Here is a 16,521-nt window from a genome sequence, read left to right on the forward strand (position 1 = left end):
GGGTATACGCGCTCTGACCTGTCATCTATGAGCGGGCAAACCATCAGCGCGATCACCGTCTTGGAAGCCGACCTGGGTAAGCTGATTGAGCAGGCAGGCAAGTGGGCCAGCGCGATGGGGCAGGCTCTTAACGTTGCTGCCACGCTTGTTCAGATTGTTCACGACCTGGTGCGTGATGCTCTATCTGAAATCATCGGCAAGTTCGCATCCGCCATTATCGAAGCGGTTGCCACCGCTGGGCTGGGTATTCCCGCTATCGCGGCGCAAATATCCACCAGTGTTGCCACGATGACATCCAGGATCAGCACAACTGTTCACAAGGTCATTGATTCAGTTAAGAATCTTAAGGGGCTGCTCGGCAAGCTCACCGAGTTGTTCAGGAAGTTCTCTGACACCCTCAACAGGCTCCTCCGCAAAGGCGCAGACGCCCCAGTGAATACAAAAGGCCTGGACGTGTCTTCGGTGCACTCACCGAAGGGCGCGCATCCCACCACGGGTCCGCCCGTCCCTGAACCGCACACCCGTGCGAGTGAACTCCCGCGAACCAAACAGGAGTTTGACCAATACAACATAGACTTGGAGCATTCGGATCCGCTCCTGAAAGATACGGATGCTGAGTGGGGCAGGAGACCTGACCACACTCCGTACACTGAAAATGAGTGGACACACGAGTTTGTTGATCCAGTAACAGGCGATGAGCTGTATCCTGATCCACCGTATGTGCCGGGCACTAAGGTACGCATGGGACTCGATGAATTCACAGCCGCATACGGCACCAGCGTTGACCGCATCGGCGAACCAAGAGGAAGATGGCTGGCTGTGGCGCCTGGCGGTGTGCCTGTCTCATTTGAAAGTCGCGCACTACCACACAAATCGCTCGCAGAGCCTCACTACTCCTATACGGTATCCAGTTTGCCTGAGGGCTGTACGTTTGAAGTGAGTAAGGTTGCACCCGGGTTCGGCTATTCTGGCGGCGGAACACAGATACAAGTCTTCGACCCAAAGGGCATAGAACTAACGGTCAAACAAATGATCACACTAGGGATTTTGAAATGATGCCACTCACGAGTCTTGACGAGCCGTTTTTCGAGGAGCTGAGGCTGCTGGCGGAATGTCGTAATGCTCTTTTTATGCGCAATATTCACCATCCTCGTTCGATCAGTATCAGTCATGCTGGTGATCCGATTTACCACTTGGCTCAGCTTGAGGATGGGCAGTTCGCATATGGAGGGAGCTCGCGAAACGGGGATATTCAATTTACGTTTTTTTCCCCGGATCTTGACCTGGTGACACGCTGGTTCATTTATCAGGCGGGCGAATCATTCCGCTGGGCGCAGCGCGGCTACGCGTCCTTGTACTTTCCGTGTTACACCTACGAGCAGCGGCCCGGATATGAACTGGTTGAGGTAGAAAAGTACACGTACGCTCTTAAGACGCCAGCTGGCCAGGTCCTGCCTTTCCGTATGCATGACTATATCGTCAATGACTATTCAGAGACTGTGCTGTTTTCTTATATCTGTGATATTCCGGTCCGGGATCTTCTTGACTCTTTTCTGGATCCTGATGGTCATCCAGCCCTCGAAGCATTCGTTGTCGAGGAATAGCGGGTGTGAGGGTGGTGTGAGGCTGTGTCGTTGATGAGTCTTGATGAGCCGTTCTTCGAAGAGCTGAGGCCGCTGGCGGAGAGTTCGGACGCTCTTTTCATGCGTAATGTGTTTCATCCGAATTCAGTCAGCCTCAGTTTCAACAACGGGGATCCGGTCTATCACGTGGCTCAGCTTGAGGATGGGCAGTTCGCATACGGAGAAAGCTCGCGAAACGAGAAGATTTTCTTCACTTTTTTTTCCCCGGATCTTGACCTGGTGACACGTTGGTTCATCTACCAGGCAGGCGAGGCGTTCCGCGTAAGAGCTGACTACGCGTCCTTGTACTTTCCGTGTCACACCTACGAGCAGCGGCCCGGATACGAACTGGTTGAGGTAGAAAAGTACACGTACACTCTTAAGACGCCAGCTGGCCAGGTCCTGTCAATGCGTATGGATGACGATCTTATCAACGACTATTCAGACACAGTGCTTTTCTCCTATATCTGTGACATCCCGGTCCAGGATCTCCTTTACTCTTTCCTGGACCCCGACGGGCGTCCAGCCCTCGAAGCATTCGTTGTCGAGGAATAACGTGTGTGCGGGTGGTGTGAGGCTGTGTCGTTGAAGAGTCTTGATGAGCCGTTTTTCGAGGAGCTGAGGCCGCTGGCGGAGAGTTCGGACGCTCTTTTCATGCGTAATGTGTTTCATCCGAATTCAGTCAGCCTCAGTTACAACGACGAGGACCCTGTCTATCACGTGGCTCAGCTTGAGGATGGGCAGTTCGCATACGGGGAAAGCTCCCGAAGCGGGGGTATCCAGTTTACGTTCTTTTCCCCGGATCTTGAACTGCCTACTCGCTGGCTTATTTACCAAGCAGGCGAGGCGTTCCGCGTAAGAGCTGACTGTGCGTCCTTGTACTTTCCGTGTTATACCTATGAGCAGCGGCCCGGATATGAACTGGTGGAGGTAGAAAAGTACACGTACGCTCTTAAGACGCCAGCTGGCCAGGTCCTGCCTTTCCGTATGCATGACGATATCGTCAATGACTATTCAGAGACTGTGCTGTTTTCTTATATCTGTGATATTCCGGTTCGGGATCTTCTTGACTCTTTTTTGGATCCTGATGGTCGCCCGGCTTTGGAAGCCTTTATCGTCGAGGAATAACGTGTGTGAGGAAGGTTGTAAATGCTGTGTCGTTGATGAGTCTTGATGAGCCGTTTGTCGAGGAGCTGAGGCTGCTGGCGGAATGTCGTAATGCTCTTTTTATGCGTAATGTGTTTCATCCGAACTCTGTCAGTCTCAGTTACAGTAATGGGGATCCGATTTACCACGTGGCTCAGCTTGAGGATGGGCAGTTCGCGTATGGAGGCAGCTCGCGGAATGAGAGGATTTTCTTTTCGTTTTTTTCCCCGGATCTTGACCTGGTGACGCGCTGGTTCATCTACCAGGCGGGCGAATCATTCCGCTGGGCGCAGCGCGGCTACGCGTCCTTGTACTTTCCGTGTTACACCTATGAGCAGCGCCCCGGATATGAACTGGTGGAGCTGGAAGCCCGCCGATATACGCTGAGAACGCCGGCTGGTCGGGTTTTGCCTTTTCGTATGCATGACGATCTCGTCAATGACTATTCAGAGACTGTGCTGTTTTCTTATATCTGTGATATTCCGGTTCGGGATCTTCTTGACTCTTTTCTGGATCCTGATGGTCATCCAGCCCTCGAAGCATTCGTTGTCGAGGAATAACGTGTGTGAGGAAGGTTGTAAAGGCTGTGTCGTTGAAGAGTCTTGATGAGCCGTTTTTCGAAGAGCTGTCGAAGCTGGCGGATTGTGCAGATGTTCATTTTATGCGCAATATTCACCATCCTCGTTCGATCAGTATCAGTCATGCTGGGGATCCGATCTACCACTTGGCTCAGCTTGAGGACGGGCAGTTCGCATACGGAGAAAGTACGCGAAACGAGAAGATTTTCTTCACTTTTTATTCCCCGGATCTTGACCTGGTGACGCGCTGGTTCATCTACCAGGCGGGCGAATCATTCCGCTGGGCGCAGCGCGGCTACGCGTCCTTGTACTTTCCGTGTTATACCTACGAGCAGCGGCCCGGATACGAACTGGTTGAGGTAGAAAAGTACACGTACACTCTCAGGACGCCAGCTGGCCAGGTCCTGCCGATGCGTATGGATGACGATCTTATCAACGACTATTCAGACACGGTGCTTTTCTCCTATATCTGTGACATCCCGGTCCAGGACCTTCTTGACTCTTTCCTGGACCCCGACGGCCGCCCGGCGCTCACCCGATTCATTGAAGACTAGAAGCGGGTGTCTTCGGATCCCGCCGCAGCGTGGAAGGCGATCGGGGTGACCGCTCAGCAGATTAGCTGGCCTCGTGCGGCGAGGCGGATGACTGCAGCGGTGAGGCGGCGACGGCGCTGACGCAACCGCCGCCATGTACAGCCTCTTACTTGCGGTACAAACTCTTGCGCCAGTACTCCGGCTCAGAGGTGACCTGAATGTCGAGATTGCGGAAAATTCCTTCATCCACGGATCCCAGAATCGTGGTGGTGTGAACCTGGCATCCGCGCAACTGTTTGAGATACTCCAACGCCTTCGCAGCGTTCGGATCAGTATCAGCCGACACGGACAGCGCAATCAGCACTTCATCTGTGTGCAGGCGCGGGTTGCGACTGCCCAGATGCTCAGTCTTCAGAGTCTGAATAGGCGCGATTGAGGAGGGCGCCAGCAGGTCGATCTTCTTATCAATCCCCGCCAGCACCTTCAACGCGTTCAGCAGCATCGCGGCCGAACATCCCAGCAGTTTCGACGTCTTACCTGTGATGATTCGTCCGTCATCGAGCTGCAGCGCACTGGCCGGCAGATGCGTCTTTCTGGCCAGCTCCAGTGCGGGAACCACCACCGGGCGGTCCTGGCGCGTGATGCCCAGTTTGCTCATCACAATGGCAATGCGTTGAGATTCAACTGGATCCTTGACATCACGCTTTTCAGCGACCAGAGCCTTGAAGTAACGGCGGATCACTTCCTGTTTGGCAGCTTCGCGGCATACCTCGTCATCGCTGATGCAGTAGCCAGCCATGTTGACACCCATGTCTGTGGGCGACTGGTAGGGGCTCGCCCCGACAAGTTCTTCGAGCAGTTGACGCAACAACGGGAAGACTTCCACGTCACGGTTGTAGTTAACGGCCTGTTTGCCGTAGGCAGCCAGGTGATAGGGGTCAATCATGTTGACGTCATCCAGGTCAGCCGTTGCCGCTTCATAGGCCAGGTTCACCGGATGGTCCAGTGGCAGGTTCCAGATCGGGAAGGTTTCAAACTTTGCGTATCCGGCCTTGTTCCCTCGAGCAAATTCGTGGTAGATCTGCGACAGGCACGTGGCCATCTTGCCCGATCCCGGCCCCGGGGCCGTTACGACGATCAGGTCGCGGCTGGTTTCGACAAAGTCATTACGCCCGAAACCCTTTTCCGATACCACCGTGTGCACAGCAGCTGGATATCCCTCGATAACGCGGTGACGCGCCACCTTCAAGCCCAGTTTCTCCAGCTTGCGTTTAAACGTCTTGGCCGACTTGTTGTCATCTTCCATCTGCGTCATCACGATGTTGTCAACCAGGAACCCACGTTCGCGGAACACGTCGACCAACCGCAATACGTCCTGTTCGTAGGAAATGCCCAGGTCGGCGCGCACCTTGTTGCGCTGGAGGTCTTTGGCGTTCAAGACGATGAGGATTTCCAGGTCGTCCTTGAGCTGTTCCAACATAGCGATCTTGTTATCCGGTGTGAATCCGGGCAGGACACGCGAAGCGTGCAGATCATCAAAAAGCTTGCCACCCATTTCCAGGTAAAGCTTGCCACCTATTTCTTTCCTGCGAGTGGCGATGTGGTCGGACTGTAAAGTGATGTATTTTTCGCGATCGAATCCACTACGGGCCATGAGTCCTCCAAAGGGGGTGTTTCACCGACAAGCCGCCGACAAGCGGATTGCCACCCGGCGACCCTGAAAAAGAGGAAGGACGGACCCGCTGTCAGGTCCGTCCTCCAACGTTTCGTACCCCTAATCGGATTTGAACCGATGTTACCGCCGTGAGAGGGCGATGTCCTAGGCCGCTAGACGATAGGGGCTCTGTTCAGTTATGACGCACTTGTACCCCCAATCGGATTTGAACCGATGTTACCGCCGTGAGAGGGCGATGTCCTAGGCCGCTAGACGATGGGGGCCTGTGAATGGACGGCAAGAAAATGGCCGAATCCGCTGGGGTACCAGGACTCGAACCTAGACTAAGTGAACCAGAATCACTCGTGCTGCCAATTACACCATACCCCATGGCGTTGGTTGCACTCACAGTACTGAAACTATGCCTGCAACGAAAGAAAACACTACCCGACGCGGGCTCTCCTGACAAATCCTACGGACGTGGAACAGCTCACCTACCGCGGCCCTACGTCCACAATATGCAGGACAACCCGGTTCGCCTCGTCGGTCGCATCCACGTCCACGACGGCCACGATGCGCCAGTCGCCATCACCGTTGGGATCATCCAACGTCTGCTCAACCAGCCACAGGTTCGACCCCACCAGTTCGTCAGGCACGCCAACTGCCAGTAGTTCAGCCTCGCTCGGATTTTCATTCAAATTGACGAGGGCGCCTGACCGCGCATTCTGATCAATCCCGATCCAGTCGTACTCCGCCCAGTATCGTTCCAGCGCATGATCCCAGCGCTCCTCATCCCATCCGCACCAGCTGTCCAGACGCGCCAGAGCGTCCACATCGTCTCGACTCATCAACTCCACGCGTTCGAACAGTGCGCGCAGCACGGCGGTGCGCATGGCATGACGGTTGGCGCTGAAAGCAACTGTTCCGTCCTCGCTGGCTCCAAACGCGACTTCCTGTCCTGACGCATCATCCTCACCCTCCTCGCGACGCTGCCCAGATGCCAGGGATTCCCATTCGTCCAGCAGAGAAGAGTCAATGGCGCGGATGAGGTGCGAGAGCCACTCCATGATCGCTGCCACTTCCTCGGTGACAACCCGGTCGGGCAACACCTGCCGCAATGAACGGTATGCATCGGTCAGATACCGCAGGATCACGCCTTCGGAACGCGCCACGTCATAGCGGGAGACAAGCTGCGTGAATGTCATCGCGTGTTCGATCATGTCGCGCACAACAGACTTGGGTGAGATGTGCTGGTCCCCGACCCACGGATTCGTCTGCACGTAGGTACGGAACGCGTCTTCAAGCAGATCAGCCAAAGGTTGCGGCCATGTCACCTCGGCCAGTGCTTCCATCCGCTCGTCATATTCGAGGCCCTCTGCCTTCATCGCGGCCATCGCCTTCGAGCGCGCCATGCGCTGCTGAGCGGCCAGCAGGGGACGAGGATCTTCCAGCACTGATTCGACAACTGAGACGACATCCAAGGCGTATGTGGGTGATTGCGCGTCCAGCAGGTCCAGCGCTGCCAGCGCGAACGGCGACAGCGGCTGGTTGAGTGCGAAGTCATCAGGCAGGTCACGCACCAGACGCACACGCGCCATCCCATCAGATTCAGCCTGCTCAGTGGAGACATGGTCGATGACGCCGGCCTGCCGCAAGGAGCGGTAAATGTCTGCGAGTGCGCGCATATGCGGATTGGAGTCGCGCGGCGGGTCGTCGTTCGTGCGAGCCAGTTCAATGAGGTGCGCAGCGGGATCATGACGCTGCCCTGCCAGCACGTTAAGCACCATCGAGTGACTGATCGCAAAATGTGACTGGAGACGTTCGGGTTCTGCATCACGCAGACGTTCAAACGTTGACCTCGTCCATGAAATCTGACCCTTCGCGGGTGCTTTCGTGGAGCGTTTAGCCGACTTCTTGGCGGCCTTCTTCGCAGCTGCCTCATCGCGCGCCTGACGGGCCGCTTCCTGCGCGGCGCTGAGCCGAGCCTTTTCGCGCGCAGCCTCCACCTCATGTTCGGGAGCGAGAACGCGGACAAATCCAACGGTGTCGTATCCCGTGCGCCCTGCTCTGCCGGCAATCTGATGAAATTCGCGTGCCGACAGGTGGCGCATGCGCCGCCCGTCGAATTTCACCAGCGACGTGATCAGCACGGTGCGGATCGGCACGTTGATCCCCACACCCAGCGTGTCAGTGCCGCACACAATAGCCAGGAGTCCCTGTTGCGTCAGGCGCTCGACGAGTCGGCGGTAGCGCGGCAGCATCCCCGCATGATGCACACCGATCCCCTGTGCGAGCAGTCCGCGCAACTGCTGCCCGAATCCGCGTGCAAAGGAGACAGTCCTGAGGATGCGGCTGATCTGCTTCTTTTGATCGTCGCTGATCAGGGAGGCCCGATCAAACGCGGCAGCAGTTGAGACGGCGTCATTTTGCGAAAAGTGCACAATGTAGACCGGCCAGCGTCCCTCTTTCAGGAGGCGCTCCACGCAGGTGCGCACGTCCTCGACCACATAGTCGAACTCGAGTGGCACGGGTCGTTGCGCATTGTCGACGAGGGCGACGTCCCGACCGGTGCGTTCTTTCCACTGTTCCTGAAAACGGGTGGTGTCACCGAGTGTGGCCGACAAGGCAATGAACTGTGGGGCGGTCAGTTCCAGCAGCGGCACCTGCCAGGCCCAGCCGCGCTCCGGGTCGGCGTAGAAGTGGAACTCATCCATGATGATCATGTCGGCATCGAGCGCATCGCCCTCACGAAGGGACTGGTTCGCCAGAATTTCGGCGGTGCAGCACACAATCGGTGCAAGCGGGTTGAGCGAGACATCCCCCGTGACCATGCCGACGTTGTGCGCACCGAACAGCTCGACCAGGTCGAAAAACTTTTCTGAGACCAGCGCTTTGAGCGGTGCCGTGTAATAGGAGCGGCCCGAATGAGCCAGGGAAACGAAATGTGCGGCCAGGGCGATCATGGATTTACCTGAACCGGTGGGCGTGGCTGCGATGACGTGATTGCCCATCACGATCTCCAGCAGTGACTGCTCCTGATGCGGGTACAGGGGTCTGCCCGTTGATGCCGCCCACGACTGGAACGCGCGCACCAGTTCATCGGGGTCGTCCAGATGTCCGGCATCTTCCAGGTCGTCGAGCAGTTCGTTCAGCGGGGCACTCATACACGCCATTGTGTCATTACTTGCCGCAGTCTCACATGGAGGATGACGCAAACATGATATCCGCGCCCTGTGGAAAGATGAGAACCGCTTTGTTAACTAAAGTGCCCATCACGCGATGAGATGAGAGAGGAGCTCGACGTGGAAATTGCCGATATGATCAAGGTCGTTGCGGATTGGATCACCGGTCACATCACCATGTGGATCCTTATTGGTGTCGGTATCTACCTGACAGTTCGCACCCGCGCCGTGCAGGTTCGCCTCTTTGGTCACATGGTCAAGACCGTGGGGTCATCCCGTCAGGACTCCAAAGGCGGGATCTCATCATTCCAGGCTTTCACCATTTCACTGGCAGCCCGCGTCGGCGTCGGCAACGTCTTCGGCGTAGCCGCAGCACTCCTGCTGGGCGGACCAGGCGCAATCTTTTGGATGTGGATCGTGGCAGCGGTTGGCATGTCCACCGCATTCGTGGAAGCGACCCTCGCGCAGGTCTTCAAGGTGAGGGACGCTGATGGTACGTATCGCGGTGGCCCGGCCTACTACATGCATCTGGGTATGAAGAGCAAACCCCTGGCGAACATTTTCGCCATCATCACGCTGCTCACCTGCGCATTCGTTATTACATCCGTTCAGTCCAACGCGATTGCGGAGACAATGGCCGCCGCCACTCCGATGAGCAAGTGGGTCATCGCAGCATTCCTGCTGGCATTTGCAGCACCTGTCATCTACGGCGGCATCCGCTCCGTGGCTCGGGTGACCGAGTGGATGGCACCGATCATGGCTCTGATATATCTGGTGATGGTCTTCATTATCTGCATCATGAACGCAGGCGAGATCGGCAATGTGCTGTCGATGATTTTCCGTTCCGCATTCGCACCTCAACCTGTGGTGGGCGGCCTGGCCGGCGGCATCATGGCTGCAGTGATCAACGGTGTTCAACGCGGCCTGTTCTCCAACGAGGCCGGTCAGGGCACCGCGCCGAACGCGGCCGCAACCGCAACCGTGTCCCACCCTGTCAAGCAGGGCCTGATCCAGTCTTTGGGTGTCTTTGTCGACACAATCATCGTGTGTACGGCAACCGCATTCGTCATCCTCATTGCAGGACCTTCGGTGTGGAGCGCTGAAGGCGTCAACCCCTCGAACCTGACTGCTCTGGCCGTTGCCGACAAGCTCGGCGCGTGGACCACCGTGCCGATGGCACTGATGATCTTTGTCCTGGCGTTCTCCTCCATCATCGCGGCCTACGTGTACTCCGATGTCAACATGGCGTTTGTGACGAAGCGCCCCTGGGCCACGTGGATGGTGCGCACCGTGTCAGTGGCCTCCGTCGTCATCGGTGCAGTTGCCCAGCTTCCATTGGTGTGGAACGCCGTGGATATTGCAATGGCGATCATGACAGTGACGAACCTGGTCGCCCTCGTCGTTCTGGGTCAATGGGCGTTCGGAGCACTGCGCGACTACGAGGACCAACGCAAGGCGGGCGTCAAGGATCCGGTGTTTGTCGGAGTGGATAATCCGCACCTTCCTGCGGACGTTCCCACCGACGTGTGGACCAAGTCGCGTCAGGAGTAGGACGCGTCATCCAGGAAGATTCAGGCGTGATGTGCGTTACAGTACAGTATGCGCATTGCACACTACATTGATCCGAATTTCCACTCCCCCGCCTGGGGGATCCTGAATGGTAATTGCACAACAATCACTCGCCTGGCGGGCGCGCCTTTCGAGGGGGAGCTGACTCCCCCGCTGCAGGCCACGAACTACGATGTGACGTCGGTTCACCTGCTCGCTCCCACTGAGGTAGCCACGGCCAAGGTGGTTGCTGTCGGGAAGAACTACGCTGACCACATTCAGGAGATGGGCGGGGAAGCACCACAGGAGCCACTGCTGTTCTTTAAGCCATCGACCGCCATCATCGGGCCTGGTGAGACGATCAAGTACCCCTCGTGGTCATCAAATGTGCATTACGAGGGGGAGCTGGCTGTCATTATCGGGTCGACATGTTCACAGGTCGCACCCCAGGATGTGCCGGCACATATTTTGGGGTTCACCTGCGCCAACGATGTGACAGCGCGCGATAAGCAACGCAGCGACGGGCAGTGGACGCGTGCGAAAGGCTTTGACACCTCGTGTCCTCTGGGTCCGTGGATCCTGATTCCTCAGGCAGATGATGAGTTCTCAGTCGGCGACGCTCATCTGCGCACCGTTCTGCGTGACACAGTTGTGCAGGACGTCTCAACTTCTTTCATGATCCGTCCGGTGTACGACTTGATCTCGTTCATCTCCCAATCCATCACCCTCAAGGCGGGAGATGTTGTACTGACAGGCACGCCAGCAGGGGTGGGGGAGCTACAGCGTGGTGATACGATCAGTGTCGAAATAGACGGGATTGGAACGCTGACGAATCCGATCGCCTGAGGCCGATACCTCACACGTAAGTTCCGGTCCTGACTTTTTCGCATCCCATTGGTCACGTTGAAGGAAGCAATCGTGAGTTCCACTGAGCCAATCGCACCCAACGCTGGGGCACCACATGCAGTACAGACACAGAAGGAACAGGGCCTGTCCGTTGAGATGGCCGGCCTGGATGTCATTCCTGAGTCGGATCGTAAAGGCAAACCATCAGATCTGTTCATGCCGTGGTTCGCTGCGAACATCTCCGTTCTGGGAATCTCATGGGGCGCATGGGTGCTCGGGTTCGGCATTTCCTTTACACAGGCCGTTATCGTCTCCATCGTCGGCATCACGTTCTCATTCCTGACCTGCGGCATCATCGCCATCGCAGGTAAACGAGGATCCGCCCCGACGCTCGTTTTGTCGCGCGCAGCATTCGGTGTGAACGGCAACCGCATTTCCGCCGCGATTTCATGGATCCTGACGGTGGGCTGGGAAATGTTCCTGTGCATCATTGCCACGCAGGCGTCCGCAACGGTGATGGGCGCCCTCGGCATGCACAATCATGTTGCCGCGCAGATCATTTCACTGGTACTCGTTGTCGCCATCGCAGGCGGTGCCGGCATCCTCGGGTTCGACACCATCATGAAGGTGCAGACCTGGATCACCTGGTTGACGGCGATCCTGACTGTCATCTACCTGGCATTGACCATCCCCACCATCGATCTCAGCGCGATCTCCGCTCTGCCGTCCGGCCCGTTCTCCGCAATGCTCGGCGCACTGTGCATGCTGCTCGCCGGTTTCGGATTCGGCTGGATCAACGCGGCCGCCGATTACTCGCGTTACCTTCCTCGTCGTGCCTCCACCGGCGGCGTGGTCGGCTGGACCACCTTCGGTGCCACGCTGCCCACTGTTGTCCTCGTGATCTTCGGTCTGTTGCTCGTTGGGTCCGATGAGTCGCTGGGACAGGCAATCGACCTGGATCCGATCGGCGCGCTGACCACGATTCTGCCGACCTGGTTCCTCATTCCGTTCGCCCTTGTCGCGATCCTCGGCCTGGTCGGAGGCATCGTCATGGACATCTATTCGTCGGGCCTGTCGCTGCTGGCGACGGGTGTGCCCATCAAGCGTCCGGTTGCCACCGCTCTGGACGGCACCATCATGCTGGTTGGCACAATCGCCGTCGTGTTCTTCTCCGCGAACTTCATTGACCCATTCACCGGCTTCCTCACCACGCTCGGCGTGGTCATCGCGGGCTGGGGTGGCGTCATGATCGCTGATATTCTGCTGCGTCGCTCCGACTACAACGAACCTGATTTGTTCCGCTCCTCCGGCGTGTACGGGTCCGTGAACTGGGGCGCGATCGCCTCCCTGGCTGCTGCAACATTCGTGGGTTGGGGCCTGGTGGTCAACAACGCCGCCAGCTGGCTGTCATGGCAGGGCTACCTGCTCGGCCCGATCGGTGGCCGCGAGGGTGACTGGGCGTACTCGAATATCGGGATCCTGCTGGCCATGCTGATCGGTTTTGCCGGCTATTTGCTGACCAGTCGTTCGCGTGTGCGCAAACAGGAAGAGGCTGGTGCCCGCACTTACGCTGACGGCGCCCAGGAAAGCGAGCTCTGACCATGTCTGACGAGTCGATCCGCAGCGTTCTTCTGGATCAGCAGGCCCAGGACGGGGCCCGCGCTATTGCGGAGCTGTCGGGGCGTGACCACCATGACCTGTTCGTGGTGCTCGGCTCGGGTCTGGCACATGCACTGGATGCTGTGATCGACGCGCCGGATTCTCAGCGCCGCTCGTTCGCACTTTCCGACATTCCGGGGGTTGAGGCTCCCGTGGCTGATGGACACGTCAACACGATCCACTCGGTGCGAGTCGGCGCATTGAATGTTCTCATTGCTCTGGGGCGTACGCATTTGTACGAGGGTGTCTCCCCCGCGTGCGTCACAGCATGTTCGAGGGCGGCTGCCGCAACCGGTGTTCACACTGCCCTGTTGTGCAACGCGAACGGGTGCGTGCGTCAATGGCAGTTGGGCGATGTTATGGCTATCGATGATCACCTGAATTTCTCAGGATATTCCCCATTTAACGGGCCAACATTCGTGGATGTGACCGGCGTGTGGAATCGCGAACTGACCGATATCCTCGCTCAGCATTGTCAGCGCCGGGGCATCTACGCATGTATGCGCGGACCGGAGTATCAGACGCTTGCCGAGGGCCGCTGGCTCATGTCGACGGGTGCCGACTGCGTGGGCATGTCCACGGTAATGGAGGCAATCACCTTGCACGCTTTGGGCGTGCGCGTGTGCGGGATGAGTGTTGTGTCCGACCTGTCGTTTGCCGACGCACCCACTGACCCAAACGCAGTTGTCGAGGCAGCCGCAGCTGCCTCGACAACGATTGAATCAGGTTTCAGAGCGATCTGTTCTTACGAGTAGATCTTCTGCATGTGCTCTTCGATTTCTTCCAGAGACCGCTTCGAGGTCTCCGGCATGATCTTGAACAGCACGACTGCGATCACGAGGTTCATCACACCGTAGATGGTGTAGGTAATTCCGCCACCGAGCGTGTCCATCATCTTCGGAAACGTCCAGGTGATGATCGCATTCGTGATCCACATGCAGAAGACCGCGAATCCGTTCATGACACCGCGCGCATTTGCCGGGAACATTTCGCCCAGCATGGTCCAGACAACGGTTCCGTTGGTGGACTGCACGATCAGCATGAAGACGCCCATCATGCCCAGCACTGCGTACGGTGCCCATGATGGAGGCACACCACCATCATTAATTGCCGGAGCAATGGTGAACTGGAAGAAAGCGGCAATGGCCAGCAGGCAGATGCCCACACCTGTGACGTCGAAAATCAGCAGCTGGCGCCTGCGGAAACGACCGATCAGCAGCAGGCCCAGTGCTGAGCCGATCACTGACATGACACCGTTGGCGACCTGCGCGGTAATCGCGGCAGACGTTCCCATGCCGGCGAAGGACAGAACCTTCGGCGCGTAGTACATGATGGTGTTCACGCCGGTTGTCTGGTTGACGATTGCAAGGAAGATGCCCACGGCCAGAAGCTTGCGCAGCCACGGGATCCGCATGATCTCACTCAGACTGAGTTTCTTCTCAGCGACCTGGCGTTTGCGGGCCTCGATCATTTCGTTGATTTCGTCCTCGATCGGGCCGTCCTTTTCAGGGTCACGAACGCGCTTGAGCGTGCCGATCGCTTCGTAGACCTGTTTCTGGATAATGTGCCAACGGGAGGATTCGGGCATCAGGTGCATGCCAATCCACAGGAACACTGCGGGCAGAGTACATAGGACGATCATCCAGCGCCATGCCGAACCGTTGCCGGCGCTGATCGTCATCTGCATCATGAACTCGTGGATAGCAGACTGGTCGTTCCCGACCTGCTGGGCGACCAGTTCGTTCAACGAGTCCCATTCGTAGGTGCCTGGCGCAATCGCGCCCGTCGGGTCAGCCTTGACGGTGAGCTGAGGGCCACCGTGAGCCGAATTGATCGCCGCGTTCATGCTGAATGCGAGGAGCTGGCCGGTGACGATCATGAGCTGATCGACGGCAACAATGGAGCCTCGAATACGTTTGGGGGCACTCTCTGCCAAGAACACCGGGACAGTTGCGGACGCGCCGCCAACTGCCAAGCCCAGAATGAGGCGGAAGATGTACATGATCCACACGTTGGGTGAGAAGGTGTTGCCCAGCGCGCCAATAATGAACAGGATAGCCAGCATGATGATGTTGTGGCGACGACCGAATTTATCCGACAGGCGTCCACCGATCAAAGCGCCAAATGCAGCACCGATGGTGAGGACGCCGCCGATGGCTCCTTCTTCGAGCGGTGTCAGTTCCAGGCCGCCAGCTCCGGCGGGCATGTACATGTACGGCAGAGCACCTGAGATCACACCGGTGTCGTAGCCGAACAGCAGTGAGCCGAGGGTCGCTACTACCGTCAGCGCGACGATTCCACGTTTCTTACCTGATGGCGGGGTTTCGTCCGCCATCTCCTTGATTCGTTCAGGCGTGTAGTCCGCGTAGGACAGCTCTGCCTCTTGCCTGTTGTCTGCCATGATTCTCCTCTTCAGCGAGTAAAGTGTGGCTGCACCGCCACCAGTCGTAGTACCTGGATCACGCCTGCAGGGCGTTGTCGTGGTCGAACGTTGTGACAACATCAACTGGCGCTACTTCATGCCATGTCCGGTCTTCAGCCGACTTCTCAATGGCGTTGTCCACTTCAGCTGCCGCCCATCCGTCACCGGCAGATGGCCCGTACTGCTTATTGTCAAGCACACCTTGGATGAACTGCGCGGCCTCGACCACTTTCAGATCATCGAAGCCCATTGATGTTCCAGCTCCCGGCTGGAAGCGGCTGAATCCGGGGTAATCGGGGCTGGCCATCGCGTCGACATATCCTTGCTGGAATCCATGATCGTTTCCGATGCAGATCTGCAGTCTGTTCAGATCTTCAAAGTTCCACCGCAATGAGCCTTCGGTGCCGTAGACCTCGATAATGTATTCGGCGCGCGGTCCCACGCTCACGCGCGAGGACTCCATCGTGACCAGGGTGCCTGATTCGAGGGTGCCCAGAACTGCAACATAGTCTTCGTTGCCGACCGGGCCTTTCTGGTCGGATACCTGCACCGTGGCATGTCCCATACCCTGTTCAAGGGGAATCGGACGCTCCGTGATGAACAGTCCTGTCTGCGCTGTAACAGCGGTAAAGCGGTCCTTCAAAACGTACTGCACCAGGTCGGCTCCGTGTCCGAGCAAATCGAGGATGACTCCTGCTCCGGCCTTTTCCTTCGCGTAACGCCACGTCAGCGGCCCGTCGGGACTCGAGGCATAGTCTGCAATCAGCCACACGCGGGCATTCGTGATACGACCGATTGCGCCCTCCGCAACGATCGCGCGCGCCATTTCAATGGCAGGAGCATGGCGGTAGTTGAATCCGACGGAGGTAATCAAGCCTGCAGATTGAGCCCCTCGCGCAATTTCTTTGGATTCTTGAGCGGAGATCCCCATCGGCTTTTCGATCCAGAAAGGTTTGCCTGCCTCGATCGCGGCCATCGCGATCTCGTGGTGAAGGAAGTTGGGCGCACAGATCGACACAACGTCGACCTCCGGGTCACTCAGAACATCTCGGTAGTCCTCCACAGCCTTTTCAAATCCCAAGTTGTCAACTGCGAACTGACGGTTGCTTTCCACAACATCGCAGCACACCACCAGCTTGATATCTACTTCAATTTCCGGATACTTCTCCCGCAGTGCTTTGAACGACCGTGTGTGAAGACGCCCCATCCATCCCAGCGAGATCACGCCTACGCCGATAGTCTTCCTGCTCATATCTGCTCCTTCGCGTTGTGGTCATCTCATCGACCCACAGTGCAACTGCGACTGCCATAATCGCATTTGTTACAACAAG

The 16,521-nt window shown here is 57.4% G+C and carries 14 protein-coding genes and 3 tRNA genes; 10 read left to right on the forward strand and 7 right to left on the reverse strand.

Annotated features, from left to right (window positions below; translation table 11 throughout):
* The 6 genes from AC1EJZ_RS07910 to AC1EJZ_RS07935 all read left to right on the forward strand — a co-directional run.
* A partial coding sequence (locus AC1EJZ_RS07910; RefSeq protein ID WP_480294499.1) for a TNT domain-containing protein occupies positions 1-1,056 on the forward strand: 1,056 nt, incomplete at its 5' end.
* A complete protein-coding gene (locus AC1EJZ_RS07915; RefSeq protein ID WP_092648379.1) occupies positions 1,053-1,604 on the forward strand; it encodes an Imm61 family immunity protein in 552 nt (183 codons plus the stop codon). The genes AC1EJZ_RS07910 and AC1EJZ_RS07915, both read left to right, overlap by 4 nt.
* 99 nt (positions 1,605-1,703) lie before the next feature.
* Positions 1,704-2,177, forward strand: a complete 474-nt coding sequence (locus AC1EJZ_RS07920) for an Imm61 family immunity protein (RefSeq protein ID WP_157886334.1) — start codon at positions 1,704-1,706, stop codon at positions 2,175-2,177.
* Between the two features lie 99 nt (positions 2,178-2,276).
* A complete protein-coding gene (locus AC1EJZ_RS07925) occupies positions 2,277-2,750 on the forward strand; it encodes an Imm61 family immunity protein (protein ID WP_157886333.1) in 474 nt (157 codons plus the stop codon).
* A gap of 5 nt (positions 2,751-2,755) precedes the next feature.
* Positions 2,756-3,328, forward strand: coding sequence for an Imm61 family immunity protein (locus AC1EJZ_RS07930; RefSeq protein ID WP_480294501.1), 573 nt, complete (start codon positions 2,756-2,758; stop codon positions 3,326-3,328).
* 5 nt (positions 3,329-3,333) lie between these two features.
* Positions 3,334-3,900: an Imm61 family immunity protein gene (locus AC1EJZ_RS07935; RefSeq protein ID WP_157886331.1), complete on the forward strand. Its 567-nt coding sequence runs from the start codon at positions 3,334-3,336 to the stop codon at positions 3,898-3,900.
* A gap of 145 nt (positions 3,901-4,045) precedes the next feature.
* Here AC1EJZ_RS07935 and AC1EJZ_RS07940 read toward each other — a convergent pair whose 3' ends face one another.
* The 5 genes from AC1EJZ_RS07940 to AC1EJZ_RS07960 all read right to left on the reverse strand — a co-directional run bounded on the left by AC1EJZ_RS07940 (position 4,046) and on the right by AC1EJZ_RS07960 (position 8,697).
* The gene (locus tag AC1EJZ_RS07940) at positions 4,046-5,533 is read right to left on the reverse strand and encodes a DUF1846 domain-containing protein (protein ID WP_480289020.1); all 1,488 of its coding nucleotides are present in this window, start codon (positions 5,531-5,533) and stop codon (positions 4,046-4,048) included.
* A gap of 115 nt (positions 5,534-5,648) precedes the next feature.
* A tRNA-Glu gene (locus tag AC1EJZ_RS07945) sits at positions 5,649-5,721 on the reverse strand.
* A gap of 23 nt (positions 5,722-5,744) precedes the next feature.
* Positions 5,745-5,817 (reverse strand) — tRNA-Glu (locus AC1EJZ_RS07950).
* A gap of 34 nt (positions 5,818-5,851) precedes the next feature.
* Positions 5,852-5,923: transfer RNA gene (locus tag AC1EJZ_RS07955), tRNA-Gln, on the reverse strand.
* A gap of 104 nt (positions 5,924-6,027) precedes the next feature.
* The gene (locus AC1EJZ_RS07960; protein ID WP_092648373.1) at positions 6,028-8,697 is read right to left on the reverse strand and encodes a DEAD/DEAH box helicase; all 2,670 of its coding nucleotides are present in this window, start codon (positions 8,695-8,697) and stop codon (positions 6,028-6,030) included.
* Between the two features lie 153 nt (positions 8,698-8,850).
* Between AC1EJZ_RS07960 and AC1EJZ_RS07965 the strand changes: the two genes are divergently transcribed.
* The 4 genes from AC1EJZ_RS07965 to AC1EJZ_RS07980 all read left to right on the forward strand — a co-directional run bounded on the left by AC1EJZ_RS07965 (position 8,851) and on the right by AC1EJZ_RS07980 (position 13,523).
* Complete coding sequence (locus AC1EJZ_RS07965; RefSeq protein ID WP_371935767.1) at positions 8,851-10,266, forward strand: alanine/glycine:cation symporter family protein; 1,416 nt, start codon at positions 8,851-8,853, stop codon at positions 10,264-10,266.
* Positions 10,267-10,314: 48 nt separating this feature from the next.
* Positions 10,315-11,109 (forward strand): fumarylacetoacetate hydrolase family protein, encoded by a 795-nt coding sequence (locus tag AC1EJZ_RS07970; RefSeq protein ID WP_092648372.1) that lies wholly within the window; start codon positions 10,315-10,317, stop codon positions 11,107-11,109.
* A gap of 156 nt (positions 11,110-11,265) precedes the next feature.
* Complete coding sequence (locus AC1EJZ_RS07975) at positions 11,266-12,708, forward strand: purine-cytosine permease family protein (RefSeq protein WP_480294552.1); 1,443 nt, start codon at positions 11,266-11,268, stop codon at positions 12,706-12,708.
* A gap of 2 nt (positions 12,709-12,710) precedes the next feature.
* The gene (locus AC1EJZ_RS07980; protein ID WP_070725108.1) at positions 12,711-13,523 is read left to right on the forward strand and encodes a purine-nucleoside phosphorylase; all 813 of its coding nucleotides are present in this window, start codon (positions 12,711-12,713) and stop codon (positions 13,521-13,523) included.
* On the opposite strand, the gene AC1EJZ_RS07985 is transcribed toward AC1EJZ_RS07980, so the two are convergent.
* Together AC1EJZ_RS07985 and AC1EJZ_RS07990 are read right to left on the reverse strand one after the other, a co-directional pair.
* Positions 13,514-15,103: an MFS transporter gene (locus tag AC1EJZ_RS07985; RefSeq protein WP_227469069.1), complete on the reverse strand. Its 1,590-nt coding sequence runs from the start codon at positions 15,101-15,103 to the stop codon at positions 13,514-13,516. The two genes, AC1EJZ_RS07980 and AC1EJZ_RS07985, sit on opposite strands and share 10 nt — an antisense overlap.
* Positions 15,104-15,227: 124 nt before the next feature.
* Positions 15,228-16,442 carry a Gfo/Idh/MocA family protein gene (locus tag AC1EJZ_RS07990; RefSeq protein WP_070725104.1) on the reverse strand — a complete coding sequence of 405 codons (1,215 nt, stop codon included), beginning with the start codon at positions 16,440-16,442 and terminating at the stop codon, positions 15,228-15,230.
* Positions 16,443-16,521 lie beyond the last annotated feature (79 nt).

The organism is Pauljensenia sp. C0170B5 (assembly GCF_056590195.1).

Excerpts from the sequence above, each read along its gene's own strand:
- AC1EJZ_RS07915 (WP_092648379.1), top strand. The coding sequence starts at position 1,053 with ATGATGCCACTCACGAGTCTTGACGAGCCGTTTTTCGAGGAGCTGAGG.
- AC1EJZ_RS07920 (WP_157886334.1), top strand. The coding sequence starts at position 1,704 with ATGCGTAATGTGTTTCATCCGAATTCAGTCAGCCTCAGTTTCAACAAC.
- AC1EJZ_RS07925 (WP_157886333.1), top strand. The coding sequence starts at position 2,277 with ATGCGTAATGTGTTTCATCCGAATTCAGTCAGCCTCAGTTACAACGAC.
- AC1EJZ_RS07940 (WP_480289020.1), bottom strand. The coding sequence starts at position 5,533 with ATGGCCCGTAGTGGATTCGATCGCGAAAAATACATCACTTTACAGTCC.
- AC1EJZ_RS07960 (WP_092648373.1), bottom strand. The coding sequence starts at position 8,697 with ATGAGTGCCCCGCTGAACGAACTGCTCGACGACCTGGAAGATGCCGGA.
- AC1EJZ_RS07965 (WP_371935767.1), top strand. The coding sequence starts at position 8,851 with ATGATCAAGGTCGTTGCGGATTGGATCACCGGTCACATCACCATGTGG.
- AC1EJZ_RS07970 (WP_092648372.1), top strand. The coding sequence starts at position 10,315 with ATGCGCATTGCACACTACATTGATCCGAATTTCCACTCCCCCGCCTGG.
- AC1EJZ_RS07975 (WP_480294552.1), top strand. The coding sequence starts at position 11,266 with ATGGCCGGCCTGGATGTCATTCCTGAGTCGGATCGTAAAGGCAAACCA.
- AC1EJZ_RS07980 (WP_070725108.1), top strand. The coding sequence starts at position 12,711 with ATGTCTGACGAGTCGATCCGCAGCGTTCTTCTGGATCAGCAGGCCCAG.
- AC1EJZ_RS07985 (WP_227469069.1), bottom strand. The coding sequence starts at position 15,103 with ATGGCGGACGAAACCCCGCCATCAGGTAAGAAACGTGGAATCGTCGCG.
- AC1EJZ_RS07990 (WP_070725104.1), bottom strand. The coding sequence starts at position 16,442 with ATGAGCAGGAAGACTATCGGCGTAGGCGTGATCTCGCTGGGATGGATG.